The sequence below is a fragment of the Caballeronia sp. LjRoot34 genome (genome assembly GCF_964253815.1).
In the GTDB taxonomy this organism is placed as follows: Bacteria; Pseudomonadota; Gammaproteobacteria; order Burkholderiales; family Burkholderiaceae; genus Caballeronia.
In genome coordinates, this window is sequence record NZ_CAXUSB020000001.1 from 1,406,748 (window position 1) to 1,426,582 (window position 19,835).

17 protein-coding genes and 3 tRNA genes are annotated in these 19,835 nt (G+C 60.0%); 16 read left to right on the forward strand and 4 right to left on the reverse strand.

From position 1 onward, the window contains the following. The first annotated feature begins 8 nt into the window (after positions 1–8). The 7 genes from ACSQ36_RS06195 to ACSQ36_RS06225 all read left to right on the forward strand — a co-directional run bounded on the left by ACSQ36_RS06195 (position 9) and on the right by ACSQ36_RS06225 (position 9,883). The gene (locus ACSQ36_RS06195) at positions 9–1,043 is read left to right on the forward strand and encodes a microcin C ABC transporter permease YejB (protein WP_213763185.1); all 1,035 of its coding nucleotides are present in this window, start codon (positions 9–11) and stop codon (positions 1,041–1,043) included. 13 nt (positions 1,044–1,056) lie between these two features. Continuing rightward, on the forward strand, positions 1,057–2,151 hold the full coding sequence (locus ACSQ36_RS06200) for an ABC transporter permease (protein WP_213763523.1): 1,095 nt from the start codon (positions 1,057–1,059) through the stop codon (positions 2,149–2,151). Continuing rightward, on the forward strand, positions 2,148–3,746 hold the full coding sequence (locus ACSQ36_RS06205) for an ABC transporter ATP-binding protein (RefSeq protein ID WP_213763183.1): 1,599 nt from the start codon (positions 2,148–2,150) through the stop codon (positions 3,744–3,746). Before ACSQ36_RS06200 ends, ACSQ36_RS06205 begins: the two co-directional genes overlap by 4 nt. A 136-nt stretch (positions 3,747–3,882) precedes the next feature. Further along, positions 3,883–4,578, forward strand: a complete 696-nt coding sequence (locus ACSQ36_RS06210) for a C40 family peptidase (RefSeq protein ID WP_436181242.1) — start codon at positions 3,883–3,885, stop codon at positions 4,576–4,578. A 627-nt stretch (positions 4,579–5,205) separates the two neighbouring features. Beyond that, positions 5,206–8,037 carry a xanthine dehydrogenase family protein molybdopterin-binding subunit gene (locus tag ACSQ36_RS06215; protein WP_436181243.1) on the forward strand — a complete coding sequence of 944 codons (2,832 nt, stop codon included), beginning with the start codon at positions 5,206–5,208 and terminating at the stop codon, positions 8,035–8,037. Beyond that, positions 8,034–8,639: a (2Fe-2S)-binding protein gene (locus ACSQ36_RS06220; RefSeq protein WP_436181244.1), complete on the forward strand. Its 606-nt coding sequence runs from the start codon at positions 8,034–8,036 to the stop codon at positions 8,637–8,639. Before ACSQ36_RS06215 ends, ACSQ36_RS06220 begins: the two co-directional genes overlap by 4 nt. After that, positions 8,636–9,883: a c-type cytochrome gene (locus ACSQ36_RS06225; RefSeq protein WP_436181245.1), complete on the forward strand. Its 1,248-nt coding sequence runs from the start codon at positions 8,636–8,638 to the stop codon at positions 9,881–9,883. Before ACSQ36_RS06220 ends, ACSQ36_RS06225 begins: the two co-directional genes overlap by 4 nt. A gap of 40 nt (positions 9,884–9,923) precedes the next feature. Here the strand turns inward: ACSQ36_RS06225 and ACSQ36_RS06230 are convergent, their stop codons facing one another. Continuing rightward, a complete protein-coding gene (locus tag ACSQ36_RS06230; protein ID WP_436183106.1) occupies positions 9,924–10,895 on the reverse strand; it encodes a patatin-like phospholipase family protein in 972 nt (323 codons plus the stop codon). Positions 10,896–11,155: 260 nt separating this feature from the next. On the opposite strand from ACSQ36_RS06230, the gene gltX reads away from it, so the two are divergent. From gltX to ACSQ36_RS06255, 5 genes are all read left to right on the forward strand, one after another. Continuing rightward, positions 11,156–12,562: a glutamate--tRNA ligase gene (gene gltX / locus ACSQ36_RS06235; RefSeq protein WP_213763176.1), complete on the forward strand. Its 1,407-nt coding sequence runs from the start codon at positions 11,156–11,158 to the stop codon at positions 12,560–12,562. A gap of 167 nt (positions 12,563–12,729) precedes the next feature. After that, positions 12,730–12,805 (forward strand) — tRNA-Ala (locus ACSQ36_RS06240). 222 nt (positions 12,806–13,027) lie between these two features. After that, positions 13,028–13,103 (forward strand) — tRNA-Glu (locus tag ACSQ36_RS06245). A gap of 72 nt (positions 13,104–13,175) precedes the next feature. After that, positions 13,176–13,252, forward strand: a tRNA-Asp gene (locus ACSQ36_RS06250). A 264-nt stretch (positions 13,253–13,516) separates the two neighbouring features. Next, the gene (locus ACSQ36_RS06255) at positions 13,517–13,981 is read left to right on the forward strand and encodes a GNAT family N-acetyltransferase (RefSeq protein WP_213763174.1); all 465 of its coding nucleotides are present in this window, start codon (positions 13,517–13,519) and stop codon (positions 13,979–13,981) included. On the opposite strand, the gene ACSQ36_RS06260 is transcribed toward ACSQ36_RS06255, so the two are convergent. Beyond that, positions 13,978–14,838, reverse strand: coding sequence for an AraC family transcriptional regulator (locus tag ACSQ36_RS06260; protein WP_436181246.1), 861 nt, complete (start codon positions 14,836–14,838; stop codon positions 13,978–13,980). The two genes, ACSQ36_RS06255 and ACSQ36_RS06260, sit on opposite strands and share 4 nt — an antisense overlap. Before the next feature lie 127 nt (positions 14,839–14,965). Here ACSQ36_RS06260 and ACSQ36_RS06265 point away from each other — a divergent pair, with 127 nt between their 5' ends. Continuing rightward, complete coding sequence (locus tag ACSQ36_RS06265; RefSeq protein ID WP_436181247.1) at positions 14,966–15,382, forward strand: gamma-glutamylcyclotransferase family protein; 417 nt, start codon at positions 14,966–14,968, stop codon at positions 15,380–15,382. A 75-nt stretch (positions 15,383–15,457) separates the two neighbouring features. Here the strand turns inward: ACSQ36_RS06265 and aceB are convergent, their stop codons facing one another. Beyond that, positions 15,458–17,053 (reverse strand): malate synthase A, encoded by a 1,596-nt coding sequence (gene aceB, locus ACSQ36_RS06270; RefSeq protein WP_436181248.1) that lies wholly within the window; start codon positions 17,051–17,053, stop codon positions 15,458–15,460. A gap of 59 nt (positions 17,054–17,112) precedes the next feature. Then, positions 17,113–17,892, reverse strand: a complete 780-nt coding sequence (locus tag ACSQ36_RS06275) for a haloacid dehalogenase type II (protein WP_436181249.1) — start codon at positions 17,890–17,892, stop codon at positions 17,113–17,115. A gap of 144 nt (positions 17,893–18,036) precedes the next feature. On the opposite strand from ACSQ36_RS06275, the gene ACSQ36_RS06280 reads away from it, so the two are divergent. The 3 genes from ACSQ36_RS06280 (at position 18,037) to ACSQ36_RS06290 (ending at position 19,655) form a co-directional block, all read left to right on the forward strand. Continuing rightward, entirely contained in the window at positions 18,037–18,939 is a 903-nt protein-coding gene (locus tag ACSQ36_RS06280; protein ID WP_436181250.1) for a LysR family transcriptional regulator, read from the forward strand. A gap of 72 nt (positions 18,940–19,011) precedes the next feature. Next, a complete protein-coding gene (locus ACSQ36_RS06285; RefSeq protein WP_436181251.1) occupies positions 19,012–19,446 on the forward strand; it encodes a universal stress protein in 435 nt (144 codons plus the stop codon). 5 nt (positions 19,447–19,451) lie between these two features. Further along, positions 19,452–19,655, forward strand: a complete 204-nt coding sequence (locus ACSQ36_RS06290) for a hypothetical protein (protein WP_436181252.1) — start codon at positions 19,452–19,454, stop codon at positions 19,653–19,655. The last annotated feature ends 180 nt before the right edge of the window (positions 19,656–19,835 follow it).

A 19,835-nucleotide genomic window follows, 5' to 3' on the forward strand; every position in this document is an offset into this window, starting at 1 on the left:
CCGCGCCCATGTGGAGCTACATCCTGAAACGCATTTTGCTGATGATCCCGACCTTGCTCGGTGTCCTCACGCTGACGTTCGCCGTGATCCAGTTCGTGCCGGGCGGACCGGTCGAGCAAGCCGTGCACGAATTGCGGCGCGGCGAGCAAGGCACGAGCTTCGGCATGCGCATGCACACGGGCGTGGATGCGCAGCAAGTCGCGCAACTTCGCGCGCTCTACGGCTTCGATAAACCGCCGCTCGAACGCTACTGGCTGATGCTCGGACGCTTCGCCCGTTTCGATCTCGGCGACAGCTATTTTCGTCATCAAAGCGTGTGGTCGTTGATTGTGTCGAAGCTGCCGGTGTCGATCAGCATTGGCGTGTGGACGTTCTTTCTTACTTATCTGATTTCGGTGCCGCTTGGGATCGCGAAGGCGGTGCGCAACGGTTCCACCTTCGATTTCACCACCAGTCTGCTCGTGCTCGTCGGCTTCGCCATTCCCGGCTTCGTGCTCGGTGTGCTGCTTCTCGTGCTGTTCGGCGGCGGGTCGTTCTGGCAACTGTTTCCGCTGCGCAACCTCACCTCCGACAACTGGGCAACGTTGAGCCTCGGCGGCAAGATAGCCGACTACTTGTGGCATATCACGTTGCCCATCATTGCGTCGGTGGTCGGCAGCTTCGCGGTCGTCACCATGCTGACCAAGAACGCGTTCCTCGATGAAATCCGCAAACAGTATGTGCTGACGGCGCGCGCCAAGGGGTTGTCGGAGAGAAGGGTGCTGTGGAAACACGTGTTCCGCAACGCGTTGTTGCCGCTGATCGTGGGCTTTCCGGGCGCGTTTATCGGAGCGTTCTTTACGGGCAGTTTGCTGATAGAAACGCTTTTTTCACTCGATGGCCTCGGCCTGCTTTCGTACGAGTCCGTCGTGCGGCGCGATTATCCGGTCGTGCTCGGTACGCTATATCTGTTCACGCTGATCGGGCTTGCCACCAAGCTGATCTCTGACCTCTGCTACGTCTGGGTCGATCCGCGCATTCAATTCGAACAACTGGAGCGTTGAGTTGAACCGTTCCCTGCTCCGTACGCCTCAAGACGGCGACGCCCAGCCGCTCAGCGTGCCGGTTTCGATCACGCCGGGACAACGCGTCTGGCAACGTTTCAAGCGCAACCGGCTCGGCTACTGGAGCCTGGTGATTTTCGTGATCGCGTTCGCAATCAGTCTCGCGGGACCGCTGTGGTCCAATGACAAACCATTGGTCGTCCGTTATCAGGGGCAGCTTTATTTCCCGCTGGTCAAGACGTACGCCGAGACCACGTTCGGCGGCGACTTTCCGACGCCCGCCGATTACCTCGATCCGTATATTCGCGACCGTTTCAGCGAGGGCAGCAACTTCGCCGTTTATCCGCCGAACCACTACTACTACGACACGCTCAACTATTTTTCGAAGGCCTCGAACCCGGCGCCGCCATCGCGTGAAAACTGGCTCGGCACCGACGATCGCGGCCGCGATGTGTTCGCCCGATTGCTCTATGGCTTTCGCGTCTCGGTCATCTTCGCGCTGGTCCTGACGGCGATAGGCACCGTGCTCGGCCTGCTGGCCGGCGCGGTTCAAGGCTACTTCGGCGGCCGTACGGACCTCACCGGACAACGCCTGATCGAAATCTGGAGTGCGTTGCCGGAGTTGTATCTGCTGATCATTTTCGCGTCCATCTTCGAGCCGAGTTTGCTGCTGCTCGTCGTGCTGTTGTCGTTGTTCGGATGGATCGGGTTATCGGACTATGTGCGCGCGGAGTTCCTGCGCAACCGCACGCAGGATTACGTGCGGGCGGCGCGGGCGATGGGTCTGTCCAACGCCCAGATCATCTGGCGTCACATCCTGCCGAACAGCCTCACGCCCGTTATCACCTTCCTGCCATTTCGTATGAGCGGGGCGATCCTTGCGCTGACCAGCCTTGATTTCCTGGGCCTGGGCGTGCCGCCGCCCACGCCATCGCTTGGAGAATTGCTCGCGCAAGGCAAGGCGAATCTCGACGCGTGGTGGATCTCGCTGTCCACTTTCGGCGTACTGGTCGCGACCCTGTTGCTGCTCACGTTCATGGGCGATGCGCTGCGTAACGCGCTGGACACGCGCATCTCCGACGCCGTCAAAGCCGGAGGCGGTCAATGAGCGCTCCGTTGCTGGAAATCACGGATCTGCGGGTGCGCTTTGGCGAGACCATGGCCGTCGATGGCGTGAGCCTCAAGATTGAAGCCGGCGAACGCGTGGCGCTGGTCGGCGAGTCGGGATCGGGCAAAAGCGTGACGGCGCTGTCTATCCTGCGGCTTTTGCGCGACGCCGAGCTGAGCGGGTCGATTCGCCTGGACGGCGAGGAGTTGCTCACCAAAAGCGAACCCGCGATGCGCAAGCTGCGGGGCTCGGACATCGCGATGATCTTCCAGGAGCCGATGACCGCGCTCAACCCGCTGTACACCATCGGCGACCAGATCGCGGAGACGATTCAGCTGCACGATGGCGTGTCCGCTCGCGACGCCCGCCGGCGAGCGATTGACCTGCTCGCGCGCACGGGGATCACGGATCCGGAAAAGCGCATCGACCGATATCCGCATCAACTCTCGGGCGGACAACGCCAGCGCGCGATGATTGCAATGGCGCTCGCGTGCCGCCCGCGTCTGCTGCTCGCCGACGAACCCACGACCGCGCTCGACGTGACCATCCGCGCGCAGATCGTGGAATTGCTGCTGGAATTGCAACGCGACGAAGCCGCTTCCCGCGGTATGGCCGTGTTGCTGATCACGCACGATCTCAACCTCGTGCGTAAATTCGCGCAGCGCGTGGCGGTGATGGAGCAGGGCGTGCTGGTGGAAAGCGGTACGGTGAAGGACATATTCGCGTCGCCGCAGCATCCCTATACGGTACGTTTGCTTGCGAGCAGGCCGGAGCGCACGGTGTTGCCGGTGCTGCCGCTGTCGCCCGTATTGCTCGACGCGCAAGAGGTATCCGTGGAATTCGCCACGAAGACGCCAGGCGTGGGCGGCTGGTTCCGGCGCGGCGCGTTCAAGGCGGTGGATCGCGTTTCCGTGACGGTGCGGCAGGGTGAAACGTTGGGTATCGTCGGTGAGTCGGGGTCGGGAAAGTCCACTTTGGCGATGGCGCTGCTGGGTTTGCAGCGCACGTCACACGGGAAGGTGGAGTTTCAAGGGCGCTTGCTTGCCGACTATCGTGGCCGTGAAAAAACCGTGTTGCGATCAAATATGCAGGTGGTGTTTCAGGACCCCTATAGCTCGCTATCGCCACGTCAGACGATTGAGCGGATCGTCGGCGAGGGGCTAGGTTTGCATCGTCCGGAACTCGATGCAGCCGCGCGGCATGCCAAGGTGGTGGCCGTTCTGCGCGAAGTCGGAATAGACCGTACGGCGTTGAATCGATACCCGCACGAGTTCTCCGGCGGTCAACGCCAACGCATTGCAATCGCCCGCGCGCTGGTGCTCGAACCGCGCATCCTGATCCTGGATGAACCGACCAGTGCACTCGATGTGTCAATCCAGTATCAAGTTTTGCGTCTACTTGCCGATATACAACGGAAGTACAACCTGGGCTATGTGTTCATCAGCCATGACCTGGAGGTGATTGGCGCGATGGCGCACCGGGTTGTAGTCATGCAGAACGGAACTATCGTGGAAACCGGTGATGTGGAGAATATTTTTGCGACGCCGTCCCACGAATACACAAGAAAGTTACTGAAAGCCGCGATCGCGGCCTAATTTTCACCAATTAGGTGCGTATCTCAATTGTATTTTTCTATGCCTTTTGACATGTAAATAATATCTGGCTAGTATCAAGCCAACTTTTCCGCATGACACTGATTTTTCAGACTTTTTCACCCAAAACTACCGACCGATGCAGCAATTAACTTTGACTCAAACATGCGCGCGTGCAGCAGCCAGCATGTTGATCGGCCTGATGATGACAGCAACTTCCGGTGCGTTCGCCGACGAAGTCAACAATTCAAGCCAAAACGCCAGCAATGGCATCTCCGCGTCGGCCAAGGCAGCTAACGACATTTATCCCGTTGCTGACTCTGGCAATGTCTCGGGTAATGTGACAAGCAATCCATCCAGCGGCACGCGTTCTTTTCTTTCCGGCATGGCGAGCAAGGCGGGCGATGTAGTCGTCGGCGCGCTCAATATGATCGGCGTGCGCTATCGCTGGGGCGGAAATACCCCGGATTCCGGTCTCGATTGCAGCGGTTTCGTGCGCTACGTGTTTCAGGACACGTTGGGCATGACCTTGCCGCGGCGTGCGGAAGAGATGAGCCGGGTTGGCGAAAAAGTTCGCGTGAGCGAGCTGAAGCCGGGTGACCTCGTGTTTTTCAACACAATGCGCCGCTCGTTCTCGCACGTCGGGATTTATATCGGCGACAACAAGTTTGTTCACTCGCCGTCCACGGGCAGCACGATCCGTGTGGACGACATGGACAACAGCTATTGGGAAAAGCGCTACACGGGCGCTCGGCGTGTTGAAGCGACCTTCCCGATTGACGGCGTCGATCTACGTCAGCGTGTCAGCGCCACGATTGGTAACAACGGCAACTAAGTCGTCGTCTCTCATCTGACCGGTTGCTGGTAACCGGTACGGTGTACAAAAGCCTGCCTTTCAAAAAAAGGGCGGGCTTTTGTCGTTCCCGCAGGGATTGTGTGTGTTGCTGATGGTTGACCTTCGCCACGTCGCCGGACTGCCACTTCAGATTCAGGCAACCCACCGCGTATTTCGCCAGGATCCGGTCTAAACCCGAGTACATTCGGATGCTTCCGAGTGACATTGACGCCACACGTCACAACGGATTTCCGCTCGCCTCGCCAATCCCTGCCAAGCACAAAACTTTACATGCCGAACGCTGCCTGCAGGCAAGCTTGGCACTTACAATCGCCAACCTTCCCGGGGTAGTGCCGGGCGCTCCACAGCGACAAGAACCCTGCTCAAGGCAAAGCCTGAAAAAGCCAGCCAAACATTGAAACAGGCTGGTGCAAATCCTTGTACGTTGAAGAACCTGAAGTGCGATTACGATCGGGGATACTCCGATATCTCATCGTCGTCTTTCGTCATCACGCACCGGATCAAGCGGTTATACGAACAAGGTAATAATTTCGGAATGCAAAATAAAAACCGAAACCCGAAGCAGCGTGGCTTGAAGCTCTCAGCCGATCATTCAAGGAGAGGACCATGAGAGAACTCGACCGATCGCGTCGTGGTTTTTTGAAGGCGAGTGCAATTGCGGGACTGACCGTCATTATTGCGCCGCTCGGCAGTCGCGCATTCGCTGCGTTATTTGAAGAAAAAATCCTGACGCCGATTCAGTGGGATACAGCGAGCGGCCGCGCGAAGTTTCGTATCGACGGGATCGCGAAGGTCACGGGGGCAAAGGTATTTGCGCGCGACGTGCGTGCGGCCGACATGCCGCACTGGCCGAACCAGCAATCGCACGCGTTCATGCTGCGCACGACGCAGGCCGACCGGACGTATGAGGGTTTCGACCTGAGCTTGCTTGGCGACGACCTTCAGCCGGACCGGATTGTCACGGCTGCTGAGCTTGTCCGTGACGGTCTCGCATTTCCCGCTTTTTATGGCGACGACATGCTGCTGCCGCCCGGCAAGACGCCAGCTTATCTGGGCCAGGCCGTTGCCATGCTGATCTATCACGATTTCGCACGCTTCCGGTTCGCCAAAGACAAGCTCCAGTTCCGCGATGAAATCATCCGCTACGGCGAGAAGACCGGGCCGCTTGAACGCGATCCGTGGGGCACGTTCCGCTTTGTGCGCGTTGGCGGTCCGACGGCCTATGACGACGACACGTTCTCGAGCTTGAAGGACAGCATGCTGTTCCCAAGCGCGATGCGCAAGCACGAGCCTGTGTGGGCGGCGGGGCGGCAGGACGGCAAGCTGGATGAGCAGGGCATGTTCCATGCGCAAAACATGCAGGGCGAACTCGACCATCCGCCCGCGGACTGGCTTGTGCTGGAGCGCAACTACAGTACGCAATCCATCGATACCGCCGCGCTCGAAGCCGACAACACGAACTGCTGGTACGACGCGGCAACGCAATCGCTGCACATGGTTGTCCCGACGCAGGGGCCGAACGAGGTTGCCGAAAGCGCTGCCGGCATGGCGGCGAAGTGCCGCTTCCCGGTGAAGAACCTGTTCGTGCATCCGGTCTATACGGTCGGCTACGGGTCGAAGGACCACTTCACGGTCCCGTTCTATGGACTGGTGGCGGCCATGTATGGCGACGGCCGTCCGGTACGCCTTGCATTTGACCGCTATGAGCAATTCCAGACATCGATAAAACGCCATGCGTCGAAGATGCGTTATCGAATTGCGATCGATAAGAAAACGAACCTCCTGCAATCGTTCAAGGCCGAGCTCGAAGTCGACGGCGGCGGGCGCTGCAACTTTTCGCCATCGGTGGCCATGGTGGGCGCATCCGCCGCGCAGTCGATCTACTACTTCCCGAAGAGCGACCTGACCGGCGTGGCGATCGCTTCGCGCGCGATCGACGCCGGCTCCGCACGCGGCTACGGCACGCTGCAGACCATGGCCGCGACCGAGATGCTGATCGATGAAATTGCGACGCAGCTTGGAGTCGATGCTATCGACTTACGGCTGAAGAACGCGCTGCGCTCGGGCATGAAAAATACCCAGGGCGCGATTCCCGCCGGCGCGATTCGTGTCGATGAAGTCCTGCAGAAGGCCAAGGTTCACCCGCTCTGGACCGGTCGCGTGCAGAAGAAAGCGGAGTATGAACTGGCGCATCCTGGCAACCGCTACGGTGTCGGCTTCGCGTGCGTGCAGAAAGACTTTGGCACGGGTGCGGAGGCGTCGTTCGCGAAGGTTGAAATCGCGGCCGACGGCAAGATCACGTTGCATCATACGGCCGCGGAAATTGGCACGGGCGTGTCTACATCGCAAGCAATCGCGTGCGCGAAGTGGCTCGGCAAGCCGGCCGCCGAAGTGCGCATGGCGATTGTCGACTGGCCCGAGTTGCCGGTCATGACCAGTGGCGACCCATACCTGATGTCGCAGGGCGAGCAGGACAAGCTGTCGGCTAATCCGCGCTGGTCGCCGAGCTTGATATCGCCATCGAGTGCGACGAATTCAGCTTTCTATTTCACGCATAGCACCTACGAAGCGGGACGCGTGGTCTTCACGCACGGTTTGTGGCCGGCGGCGATGGCGCTATGGAGCAGTGGCATAGGCGGTGGTCAGGCTGCACCGCTCACCGTGCGTCGTGAAGATGCGCGCTGGGTGGACGGCAAGCTGACGGCGGCAGGTCTTGAGCCACTGTCGCTCGAACAGGTCGCGAAAAAAGCGCATGACCTCGGGCTCGTCACGGGCGCGATCGTGCATGTGTTCAATCGATGGCAATGGAGCGAGGCGGAATTCAACATTGATGGCGTGACCGAGCGTCTGCCTATCGACGGCCTGTCGCTGCTTCACGGCGCGGGCAAGACCGATGCCAGCAAGACCCACGCTGCGCCGGTCCAGCCCGTTTATCGCGCCCTTGATCGCAAGCGTGTGTTCATTGCGCCGGTCAGTCGTAACAATGCGGCGGTTACCTACTACAGCGCGGTCGGAACGCTAGTCGAACTCACGGTGAACGAAGGGAGCGGCCGTGTCAGCCTGCTCTCGCATCACTCGATCATGGAGTGCGGCAACATGCTTTCGCCGCAACTCGTCTCAGGTCAGTTGCAAGGCGGACTGGCGATGGGTATTGGACATGCGCTGCATGAGTATCTGCCGCTCTACGAAGAGGGTCCCGGCAACGGTACCTGGAACTTCAATCGCTATCACGTGCCGCGCGCAAGCGATGTCGCTGTCTGGGCCCAGACCGGCGAAGTGCTGCCGCCGCTGTCCGAGACCGATCCGCCGAAGGGCATTGCGGAGGTGGTGATGATTCCGGTCGTCGGCGCCATCGTCAACGGTATCGCGCACGCTATCGGGCATCGATTCAACGATTTGCCGGTGAAACCGCAAAACATTCAGGAGGCGCTCGCATGACCGCTGCCAACCCAACTCCGACACCGCTCATGCCTCAGCCCTTGCACCAGCCTTTGATCCAGATGAAGCCCATTTCGCTGACGATCAACGGTGCTGCCGTGGGGCCGATCCAGACCCCTGATGGGCTCATGATGATCGATTTCCTGCATGAGTACGTGGGCTTGACCGGCTCGCGGCTTGGCTGCGGGCAGGGCGTCTGCCATGCGTGCGTGGTGATTCTCGACAAGCCGGACGGATCGAGCGAAGAAGTGCGCTCGTGCATCACGGGCGCGCATTTCTTCGACGGCAAAAAGGTGCGGACCATTGAGGGCCACGCCAGACGCAACGAGCAAGGCGAGGTGGTTGAACTCTCGCCGGTGCAGCAGAAATTCCTCGAACACTTCAGCTTCCAGTGCGGCTACTGCACGCCGGGTTTCGTCAATGCGGCGACGGTGCTGATCGAGCGGCTAAAACGCGAGCCGATTGCCAGGGAGTCGGTGGAACAGGAGATCACGAAAGCACTCGACGACCACATCTGCCGCTGCACCGGCTACGTGCGTTACTACGAAGCGGTCAAGGACGTCGTGCTGAATACGCCTGGACTTGTTAAGGATTCCGCATGAACCGGGCAATTTCCTTTCGCCTCGGCGCGGTTGCGCTGTCGGTTGCGCTATGCGTCGCGGCGCTGTCCGCATGCAGCGACCGTTCCGATGAAACTGCAGCCCCCACGCATGAAACGGCCGCCGAGCAGATCGCGCGCGGCAATTATCTTGCGAAAGCGGCCGATTGCGCCGCCTGTCACACGATCCCCGGCAGTGCGCCGTTTGCCGGCGGCGTGAAGCTCGGGTCGCCCTTCGGCACCTTTTATGGCACGAACATTACGCCGGACCCTGTAAATGGCATCGGCAAGTGGAGTGCTGAGCAGTTCTACAAGACCTTGCACGACGGTGTGGCGCCTGACAAGCATCTCTATCCGGCAATGCCTTACACGTCTTACCGGACGATGTCCCGCGCCGACAGCGACGCCATCTATGCATATCTGATGGCGCAAAAGCCGGCCGCCGTGCCGAACCGGGATCCCGAGTTGATGTTCCCGTTCAACGTGCGGTTTGCGGTGATGTTCTGGAACATCCTGTTCCTCAAGGACAAGTTGCCGGATGCATCGGCGGGAAGTTCGGCTGACTGGATCCGCGGACGATATCTCGCCAATGCGCTGGGTCACTGCGCCGAATGCCACACGCCGCGTGGCGTGTTTGGGGAGATGAACGGTGCGAAGACCTTGCAAGGATCGATGCTCGGTCGTGTCGTGCCGCCGGATATCACGCCCGCGGGGCTCGCCGCGCGTGGCTGGACCGGCGCCGATTTGCAGACATTCTTCGCAACGGGAATCAGCCGCCAGGGCTCGGCGTTCGGCGAGATGCATCCGGTCGTGATGCTGAGCAGCCAGCACTTGAGCCCGGGTGATCTGCGCGCGCTGTCGACCTATCTGCTCGGCGACGCACCGCTTCCACCCACGCCGGTTCAACCGGGTTCCGCCGATGCCGCGCAAGTGGCAGCCGGCCGGGCGAGCTATGTCGCCGTATGTGCGGGGTGTCATGGGCTCGAGGGGCAGGGCAAGCCTCACGTCGCGGTATCGATGCAAGGGAGTTCGACGTTGCGTCAGGCCGATTCACATAACCTGATCGTTGCGATGCTCGATGGCGTGGCTGCCGCCGAGTTCGCCGGAACGGAAAGCATGCAGGCAATGCCGGGATTCGCCGCCACGCTCACCGACGATGAACTCGCGAACCTCGCCAACTACCTGCGCTCAGGTTGGGGCGGCCAGCCGGGGGATGTATCGGCGGCACGCGTCAAGTCGTTGCGCTAAGCCGCCTGGTTTTACAAGGGCGAAAGGCGCTACCGTTGATTCAAACGGTAGCGCCTTTCGCCGCCATTTGCCGCTGCAGTTCCGGCCAGATCTTTGCGACCGCTTCCTCGCCGGCCAGGATCGCTGCGTTGCGCTGGCCGAAGTCGCTGCCGCTCATGGCGGCAAGGTTCGGGCGGATGACGAAGTCGGCGTATTTATCGAGTTCGTACGCCTTGATGGTCTGGCCCATGATCGTGAAGGTCTGCATCAGGACGTCGAAGGAGCTTTGCGTCAACCCCGTCTCAGGGCGCGCCGAAATATCCACCGCGATCACAAAATCCGCGCCCATCTTGCGCGCGAACGCCGCCGGCACCGGGCTCACCAGGCCGCCATCCACATACTCATGACCGCCGATCTTCACTGGCTCGAAGATGGACGGCACGCTGCACGACGCGCGCACGGCAATGCCGGTGTTCCCCCGCTGGAACAGGATTGGCTGGCCGGTCTTCAGGTCCGTCGCGACAATGCCGAGCGGTTTCGCCATCTTTTCGATCGGCCGGTTGTCGAGCGTCTTGTTCAGATAGTTCTGCAACGCGACGCCCTGCAGGAAACCGCGCGTGCGGAATGGCATCGCCCAGTCGCTGATCGACGCTTCATCCATGGTCAGCGCGAGCTTGTTGATGGCAATGCCGTTCATTCCCGACGCCGATAACGCCGCGATCACCGAGCCCGCGCTTGTGCCGCTCAGCAGGTCCACCTTCAGGTTGCGCGCTTCGAGCGCCTTGATTACACCGATGTGAGCAAACCCCCGGGCCGCGCCGCCGCCCAGTGCAAGGCCGATCCGCACGGGCCGCTGGGGCGTGCTGGCGGCCGGCACTGGCGACGCGGGCGGGGTGACTGCTGTGGTGGATCTGGTCGTCGTGGTGCACGCCGTGAGCACGGCGGATGCGCAGCCAAGAGAGAACGCGCGTCGCGACAACTGAGGCAGCGACGAAAGCGGGGGCGGCAATGTTTTCAAGGGTTCTCCTGCGATGCAGCGGGGACGAGCGTGGAGCGTGGAGGCGGCGCGGGCAGCTTGGATAGCTGCCTGGTCAAGCCATCCGGTGACGGCGCATATGATAAAACATGATGACCCCCGAAAGCGGGCCAAAAGCGCCGGCGGGTATAATTGACACTCGTTTCGACCGCTCGCCAGGTTCGTCCAGAAGACGTGCCGAAGCCGGTCCCCGATATATCGCTTGCCTGGCTCCTTCCGTGCCGGCAAACGCATTTGAGCTATCGAGCACACCGCACATGACCCAAGTCCGTACCCGTTTCGCTCCCAGCCCCACAGGCTTCATCCATCTCGGCAACATTCGCTCCGCGCTTTATCCGTGGGCATTCGCGCGCAAGATGAAGGGCGTTTTCGTGTTGCGCATCGAGGACACTGACCTGGAGCGCTCGACCGACGCGTCCGTCGACGCCATCCTTGAAGGCATGGAATGGCTCGGCCTCGACTACGACGAAGGTCCGATCTACCAGATGCAGCGCATGGACCGCTATCGCGAAGTGCTTAAGCAGATGCTCGACCAGGGCCTGGCTTACCACTGCTACATGTCGACGGAAGAACTCGACGCATTGCGTGAACGTCAGCGCGAGGCCAATGAAAAACCGCGTTACGACGGCACGTGGCGCCCGGAGGAGGGCAAGGTGCTGCCGCCTATTCCGGAAGGCGTCTCGCCGGTCATTCGCTTTCGTAATCCGCTGGGCGGCGTAGTGAGTTGGGACGACGCGGTGAAGGGCACGATCGAAATTTCGAACGACGAGCTCGACGACCTCGTGATCGCGCGTCCGGACGGCACGCCAACTTATAACTTCTGCGTGGTCGTGGACGATCTCGACATGAAGATCACCCACGTGATCCGCGGCGACGACCACGTGAACAACACGCCGCGCCAGATCAACATCCTGCGCGCGCTGGGCGGCGAAGTGCCGGTGTACGCCCACTTGCCGACCGTGCTCAACGAGCAGGGCGAGAAGATGAGCAAGCGCCATGGCGCGATGAGCGTAATGGGTTATCGCGACGCAGGTTATCTGCCGGAAGCGGTTCTGAACTATCTGGCCCGGCTTGGCTGGTCGCATGGAGATGCGGAGATTTTCTCGCGTGAGCAGTTTGTCGAATGGTTCGACCTGGACCATCTGGGCAAGTCGCCGGCGCAATACGATCCGGATCGTTTGAACTGGCTGAACGCGCACTACATCAAGGAAGCCGACAACGCGCGGCTGGAAACGCTCGTGAAGCCGTTCCTGGCCGAACTGGGTATCGACGCCGCCATGATCGAGCAAGGGCCGCCGCTGGAGCTCGTGATCGGTTTGCTGAAGGATCGCGCATCGTCGGTAAAGGAGATCGCCGATAACGCCGCCATGTTTTATCAGGAGCCCGTGATCGACCCCGCTGCGCTCGCGCAGCATGTCACCGAAACCGTGCGTCCCGCGCTCGCTGACTTGCGGCAGGCGTTGAGCGAAGTGGAGTGGAGCAAGGAAGCCATCTCGGCGGCGTTCAAGGCCACGCTGACGAGCCATAAGCTCAAGATGCCGCATCTCGCCATGCCGGTGCGCCTGCTGGTCGCGGGTACCACGCACACACCGTCCATTGACGCGGTGCTGATGCTGTTCGGCCGTGAGACCGTGCTGACCCGGCTCGACAAGGGCATTGCCTGAACATGGGGCGCGCCGCAGGTACATGACGGGCGCATGGCATCGACGCGAACGGTGTCCGGTTTGCGCCCCAAGTTTGCACCCTAAGGACGAACTATTTTCAGATGCTGGGCTAAAAGGTATTTACAACTTCAAAAGTGCCCTTTAGAATCTCGTTTCTGTTCTGCAAGGGGGGTATAGCTCAGCTGGGAGAGCGCTTGCATGGCATGCAAGAGGTCAGCGGTTCGATCCCGCTTACCTCCACCACAGAACAGAAATGAAGCTTTTTAAAGCGCCAGAGCATCGGAAAAAAAGCTTCACAAGAATCACAAAGCTGTTTATAATGTCGTTCTTCGCCGCTGACTAAGAAGAAACTGCGCGAAACTGATTAATAAGGTTTAAACGATTAAGAAAGTGTTAATCGAAGTTAATCAGAAGCCAGTCAGGACGTAAGCGAAAAGAGTAAAAGACATTAACTGAAAAGTTTATGTCCCCATCGTCTAGAGGCCTAGGACATCACCCTTTCACGGTGAGTACAGGGGTTCGAATCCCCTTGGGGACGCCAAAACATCGGCGGCTGCGAGAAGCGCTGCAAGTTTGATGAGTCAACCAACCTCACGAACTGATGGAAAGAAGTGGAGCGGTAGTTCAGTTGGTTAGAATACCGGCCTGTCACGCCGGGGGTCGCGGGTTCGAGTCCCGTCCGCTCCGCCAACAAGTTGTAAAAGAAAAATCCAGCTCAAGCTGGATTTTTTTCGTCCACGTTTTTTGTGCCCGCGGTTTTTCGTCCTTTCCTTCCTCCTCCTTCCCGATTCGCCTTTCGGTTCATTCCGCTATTCTTCGTACCACGATCGCGTTGCATCTGGTTGAACGTGTGGCGTGCATGACATCGAACTTGCACGCTCGTAAAACTCTCCATTGCCAGCGCGCGCCGGCTGACTTAGTGTTGATGACTTGATTCAGTGCTTTCATCGCGCAATGCTCGATCCCACCGAAGCTCTCTCGCCGTTTCAGTTGCGCCTGGCGTCGATGGACGATTTTTCGTTCGCCGAGGCGCTCACGCGCAACAACATGAACGGCTACTACCGCCGCCACAATCTCGTGTGGCGCAGCGATCTTTTCCTGGGTAGCTGGCGCGAGTCGGAAAACTTCGTGCTCGAGTGCGACGGTCAGGCTATTGGCGTGATGCGCGTGACGGAAGAAGATCAGTCGCTGCACATCCGCGACGTACAAGTGGTGGAAGGATGGCGCCGGACGGGCGCGGGAACCTTTCTCCTCGATACCGCGCACCGATGGGCACGTGCACGTGGACTAACGGAGACTCAGTTGCGCGTATTCGTCGATAACCCCGCCGCCCGGCTTTATATCCGCATGGGTTATAAAACCGCGGGTTCGCGGCTCGCGCAATTCGGCGCGATCCGGCATATGGTGCGCGGCGTTTAGCGTTTCAGCGCTCGCTCGACAACGCCGTTCTGAGTATCGTTTCGCGGCTCGCCGTCGCGGACAAAAAAGGCTCGTGGACTTTCTCCGAACGCACGTCTGAACATCGCGGAAAAGGCGCTCTGACTTTGATAGCCGAGCAGCAACGCGACTTGTGACAGCGGTCGGCCCTGGCTCAGTAACGGAATCGCGCGCGCCAGCACGGCCTGCTGACGCCATTGCGAAAAGCTCACACCGAGTTCACGTCGGAACAAGCGCGCGATCGTGCGGGTGCTTGCACCGGCGAATGCTGCCCAATGCTCTAGCGAATCGGCGGAAGCAGGGTCGGCGAGGACGGCTTCGCATAATGCCAGCAGGCGTTTGTCGGTAGGCATCGGGATGGAGAGGGGCAGCGGCCGCGAGCGCGTGATTTCATCGAGTGCAAGTGTGCCGAGCAGCCGTTCACGCTCGCTTGAAATCGTACGGTCATCCAGCGCAACCGCCACCTCGCGAAGCAGCGGCGACACTTCCACCACGCGGCACGCATCCAGCCCCGGGGGCACCACGCTCGCGTCTATGTACAAAGTCCGCAGGAACGCGTCTTCCACGATCACCACTTCATGCGTCACGTTCGGCGGGACCCAGATTGCGCGCGACGGCGGCACCATCCACGTTGACCCTTCCGCCGCGATTCGCAGCACGCCTCGTGTCGTGCACGCGACCTGTGCCCACGCGTGCGTGTGCCGCGCAATCCGGACGCCGGCCGGCACGGGCCGCGAGCGCACGCGAATGGGATGCGCGAGCGTAGGCGACGACTCGGCGGGAATGTCGAGATGCTCGACTTCTTCCGGTTGCAGCGGTTGATCGATGGACGTGAACATGGTTTTTAATCGCTCCTCCTCCGTGATATTAAATGCATCGGGCGGGATCGGCTTTGAATCACGACTTAACGACTGTTCTATGCGCTTGGCATAATGCGCGCTGAATCTTCATGGAAGGAATGAACGCATGCAACACGTATTCGTCTACGGGACGCTGCGAGCGGGCGAGAACAATGACATTCGCCTCGCGGCAGAGCGTAACGGGATCGCCGCGCCAGTGCTAATTGGCTCGGGCCATATCAATGGCCGACTGTACGACTTCGGCGCGTATCCCGGACTAGTGCTCGATTCCGCGGCGGGGCCGGTGCATGGCGATATCTATCGAATCGATGAAACGCTCGTGCCCGTGCTCGATGAAATCGAAGAGATCGTGCCGGGTGTTATCGGCTTGTACCGCAGCGAGCGATTGCACGTGACAGTTCACGTAGACGGGCGCGCGCAGGTTATCGATTGCCTGGTTTATCCGGTCGGCGAGGAAGCGGTGGAGGGTTTGCCGCGTATCGATAACGGCGATTGGGTTGAGTATCGAAGAGCACGGCATTGAATAAGCAACGCCGGTAAAAAAAGCCGCCCTGAATTTCCAGAGCGGCTTTGTTTTACAGATGACGAGCGTTAAGTCTTAAATCTCTTCGTAAAGCGGTAACGTCAAAAACTCCGCGAACGTATCCGATGTCGACATCGCTTCGAAAATAGTCGCTGCCCGGTCGTACGGCGCGGTGTCGCCGGCAACGACCGCCCTCACTTTCACCAACTCTTCCTGCGTGAAGGTGCGGACCATGTCGGCGGTCACTTTGCGGCCATCGTCGAGCTTGCCTTTCGGTGAGCGAATCCACTGCCACACTTGCGAGCGCGAAATTTCCGCGGTCGCGGCGTCTTCCATCAGGTTGTGGATCGGCACGCAGCCATTGCCCGCGAGCCACGATCCAAGATAGTGGATGCCCACGTTGATATTGCCGCGCACGCCGCCTTCGGTGATGGGATCTTCAGGGCGAAAATCGAGTAGATCGGCTGCCGTGACCTGTACGTCCTCGCGTTGCTTCGCGATCTGGTTCGGTTTGTCGCCGAGCACCTTCACGAACTCTTCCATCGCGATCGGCACGAGGCCCGGATGCGCAACCCATCCGCCGTCGTAGCCGTCGCTGGCATCGCGCGCCTTGTCCGAGCGCACGCCGCCCATGGCTGTGTCGTTGGCTTGCGGGTCGTTCTTGATCGGAATCAACGCGCTCATGCCGCCAATAGCCGGCGCGTTACGCCGGTGACACGTCTTCAACAATTGCAGCGCATAGGCGCGCATGAACGGCACGGTCATCGTGATCTTGGCGCGATCGGCGAGGCAGAAATTGGCGTCGTTCTTGAACTTCTTGATCGCGGAGAAAATGTAGTCCCAGCGGCCGGCGTTCAGCCCCGACGAATGCTCGCGCAACTCGTACAGGATCTCATCCATTTCGAACGCGGCCAGGATGGTTTCGATAAGAACCGTCGCCCGAATCGAGCCACGCGGCACCCCCACAATCTCCTGCGCGGCCACGAAGATCTCGTTCCACAGGCGCGCTTCGAGATGGCTTTCCAGCTTCGGCAGATAGAAGTACGGACCCGCGCCGCGAGCCAGTTGCTCCTTCGCGTTGTGGAACAGGAACAGCGCGAAATCGAAGATGCCGCCCGATACACGCTGACCATCCACGGTCACGTGTTTTTCATCGAGATGCCAGCCGCGCGGACGCACGATCAGCGTCGCGGTTTTATCGTTGAGCTTGTATGACTTGCCGTTCTGTTCCAGCGAAATCGTGCCGCGTACCGCTTCCTTCAGGTTGATATGGCCGGTCAACTGGTTGTCCCAGTTCGGCGTGTTCGAATCCTCGAAGTCCGTCATGTACGAATCCGCGCCGGAGTTCAGCGCGTTGATGATCATCTTGCGTTCGACTGGCCCGGTGATCTCCACGCGGCGGCATTCGAGCGCCTTCGGCAAGGGTGCGATGGTCCAGTCGGCATCGCGGATGGATTGCGTTTCGCTGAGAAAATCCGGGCGTTCGCCTGCGTCGAGTCGCTTCGTGCGTTCACTCCGCGCCTTGAGCAACGCCTGACGACGCGGCTCAAATGCGCGATGAAGAGTTGCCACTAATTCAAGCGCCTCGGGCGTCAGGATGGTCTCGTAGCCGGGTTTGATGTCGGCCGTGATGGTCATGCCCTGCGGCACGTGGGTCAGCGTGTTCGCCATGTTCTACATCTCCTTGGTCGGTCAGACGGTTTTGCGTACTAGTTGAATCGATGAATCGGTTAGTGGGTGGGACTGCGGGGCATACGCTTTGAAAGATCGAATGGCGTTGCGTGCTGATGCCGGGGGCAGCCTGCATCGATGAAAGCAAGCAGATCGGTCATATCGCGTCCGGTGCCGCGTGGCAGGACGCCGAGTTGTTCGGCAGGCATCGCCATGCGGTTGAGCCAGAAAGTGGTGTAGCCGAACCACGTTGCGCCCGTCACGTCCCAGCCATTCGACGATACAAACACGATCTCCGAGGCCGCCACGCCGATCGATTGCGTTCCGAGCGCGTACGCGGCGTGGGCGGGTTTATAGGCCCGCACGGCGTCAACTGAGAGGACGTGATCGAAGAGACCCGACATGCCGGCGCTTTTCACCGCGATGTCGAGCATTTGCGGATTGCCGTTCGACAAGATCGCGAGTTTCAAATCCGGGCGTTTGCGCAGCGTTTTCAGTGCGTTGACAGTGTCCGGAAACGCCGCGAGGCAGGCGTATTCGTCCATCAGGCGCTTTTCCGCAGCCGGAGTGAGGGCATGGTCGAGCTTCAGGCGCGTGGCGGCGTAGCGCAGCGCGTCGAGCGTGATCGCCCAGAACGGCTCGTATCGGGTGCCGGCGGGGTCCGAGAGCGTGCGTAGCTGCGTGTATTCGATCTGCTTTTGGCGCCACAACTGCGAAAGCGCGTCGCCGTGGGCGGGGAATAACTGCTCGGCGGCGGCCACGACCGAGTGCACGTCGAACAGCGTGCCGTAGGCATCGAAGATGACGGCACGAGGAGGCGAAATCGATGTCGGTGACATGGCCGGCGCTCCGTAAGTAGGTCTCCGACCATTCTATTAGTGCGTTGGAACGACCGGAAGATGCATCCAGATCACTTGATCTTTGACTTTTTCACGCCTAATCTGGGCGCCCTGTCATTTGAATAAACGAACAAACGCACGCGCATGGACCGATTCAAGCAAATAGAAACGTTCGTGGCGGTTGTCGCGAAGGGAAGCCTGTCCGCTGCGGCACTGGCCGAAGGCGTCGCTCCGGCCGTGATCGGCCGGCGGCTGGACGCGCTGGAAGAGCGGGTCGGCGTGAAGCTGCTCGTGCGCACCACGCGCCGGCTGACGCTCACCTTTGAAGGATCGGCATTTCTGGAGGATTGCCAGCGGGTGATTCATGACATGCAGAGTGCGGAGGCGAGCGTGTCGGCGGGTGGGGTGAAGGCGAGCGGGCATCTGCGGGTGTCGGCGCCAGCGGGTTTCGGGAGGCGTCACGTTGCCGCGCTCGTCCCCGTTTTTACCTCGATGCATCCGGATGTATCGATCACGTTCGACCTGACGGATCGCATGGTCGATCTGGTCAACGAAGGTTTCGATTGCGCCGTGCGGCTTGGCGAGTTGCCGGATTCGTCGCTGGTTTCGTTGAAGCTGGGCGAGAACCGCCGGGTTTGCGTGGCGTCACCGGACTATTTGCGCGAGCGCGGCGCGCCCGCCGATCTCGACGCGCTCGCGCAGCACAACTGCCTGCCGCTTGGGGCGAGCTCGAATCAGCAGCGCGGCTGGGTGTTTCAGAAAGACGGCAAGGTCGTTCAGATGCGCGTGTCCGGCACCATGGAATGCTCGGACGGCGCGGTGCTGCACGAGTGGTGCCTAGCAGGATATGGGCTGGCGTGGCGCTCATGGTGGGAAGTCGGCGATGACATCGCCCAAGGGCGGCTTATCAGTGTGCTCGATGCTTTCGCCGCGCCGCCTATCGGGATTCACGCCGTGTTTCCGCAGCGCCGGCATTTGCCGCTACGAGTGCGTCTGTTTCTCGATTTGCTGAAACATACGTTCGGTGCGCCAGGATATTGGGGCTGAATTGCGGGCCGCTTGCCCCGATCCAGTTACTACAATGAAAGTGCACGGTGGCCACTGCCCAAGGAGTCGACCATGTTCAAGCACATTCTGGTTCCGACGGATGGATCGGTCCTCTCGCAGAAAGCTATTGATGGGGCGATCGATCTTGCCCAGTCGGTGGGTGCGCGGATTACGGCCTATGCGTGTTTGCCGCTGTATCCGTATTCACCTTTCGCCGATGTCGCCGTCGAGCCGCCCAGTGATTTTCATGAGCGCGGCGAGCGCGAGGCTCGGGAACATCTTGGCGCTGTCGAAAAGGCCGCTGCCGCCGTGGGCGTTTCCTGCAGTTCCGTCACGAGCGTTGAGTCCGCGCCTTATATCGGCATTATCGATATTGCAGAGCGGGATGGTTGCGATGTGATTTTCATGGCGTCGCACGGGAGGAGGGGATTGGGGAGTTTGTTGATCGGCAGCGAGACTCAACGGGTGCTGACCCACACGAAGATTCCGGTGATTGTTTATCGGTGAAGAGAGTGAATCTCAATCCGGGCGTGCTCAACCTATTCGAAACGCTCGAAACGCGCTGCCCGAGGTTCGTTGCTTTAATCACCTGCTATTACAGCACCGGAAAATCGCCTTCGCCAACGGCAGACAGAATGAGCGTTTCAGTTGCCGGTGACTTGATGGATACGCGTTTCTGCTTTATCAACGGATGGTCGGCAACTGCCGCTGGCTGACTCTCTAAAAATGCAAAAAGGGCACATGGCCGACAGCCATGCGCCCTCTATCCGCTTAAAGCAACTGCAGCTTATTAAGCCCAGGGCGATTGCATGAAGGCTCGTTAACAATCAAAGGGTTAGAAAAAGAGGGTTGTTAACTCGACGGGAAAGGCGTTTACTTTCGTCTTTTTCAGGTCG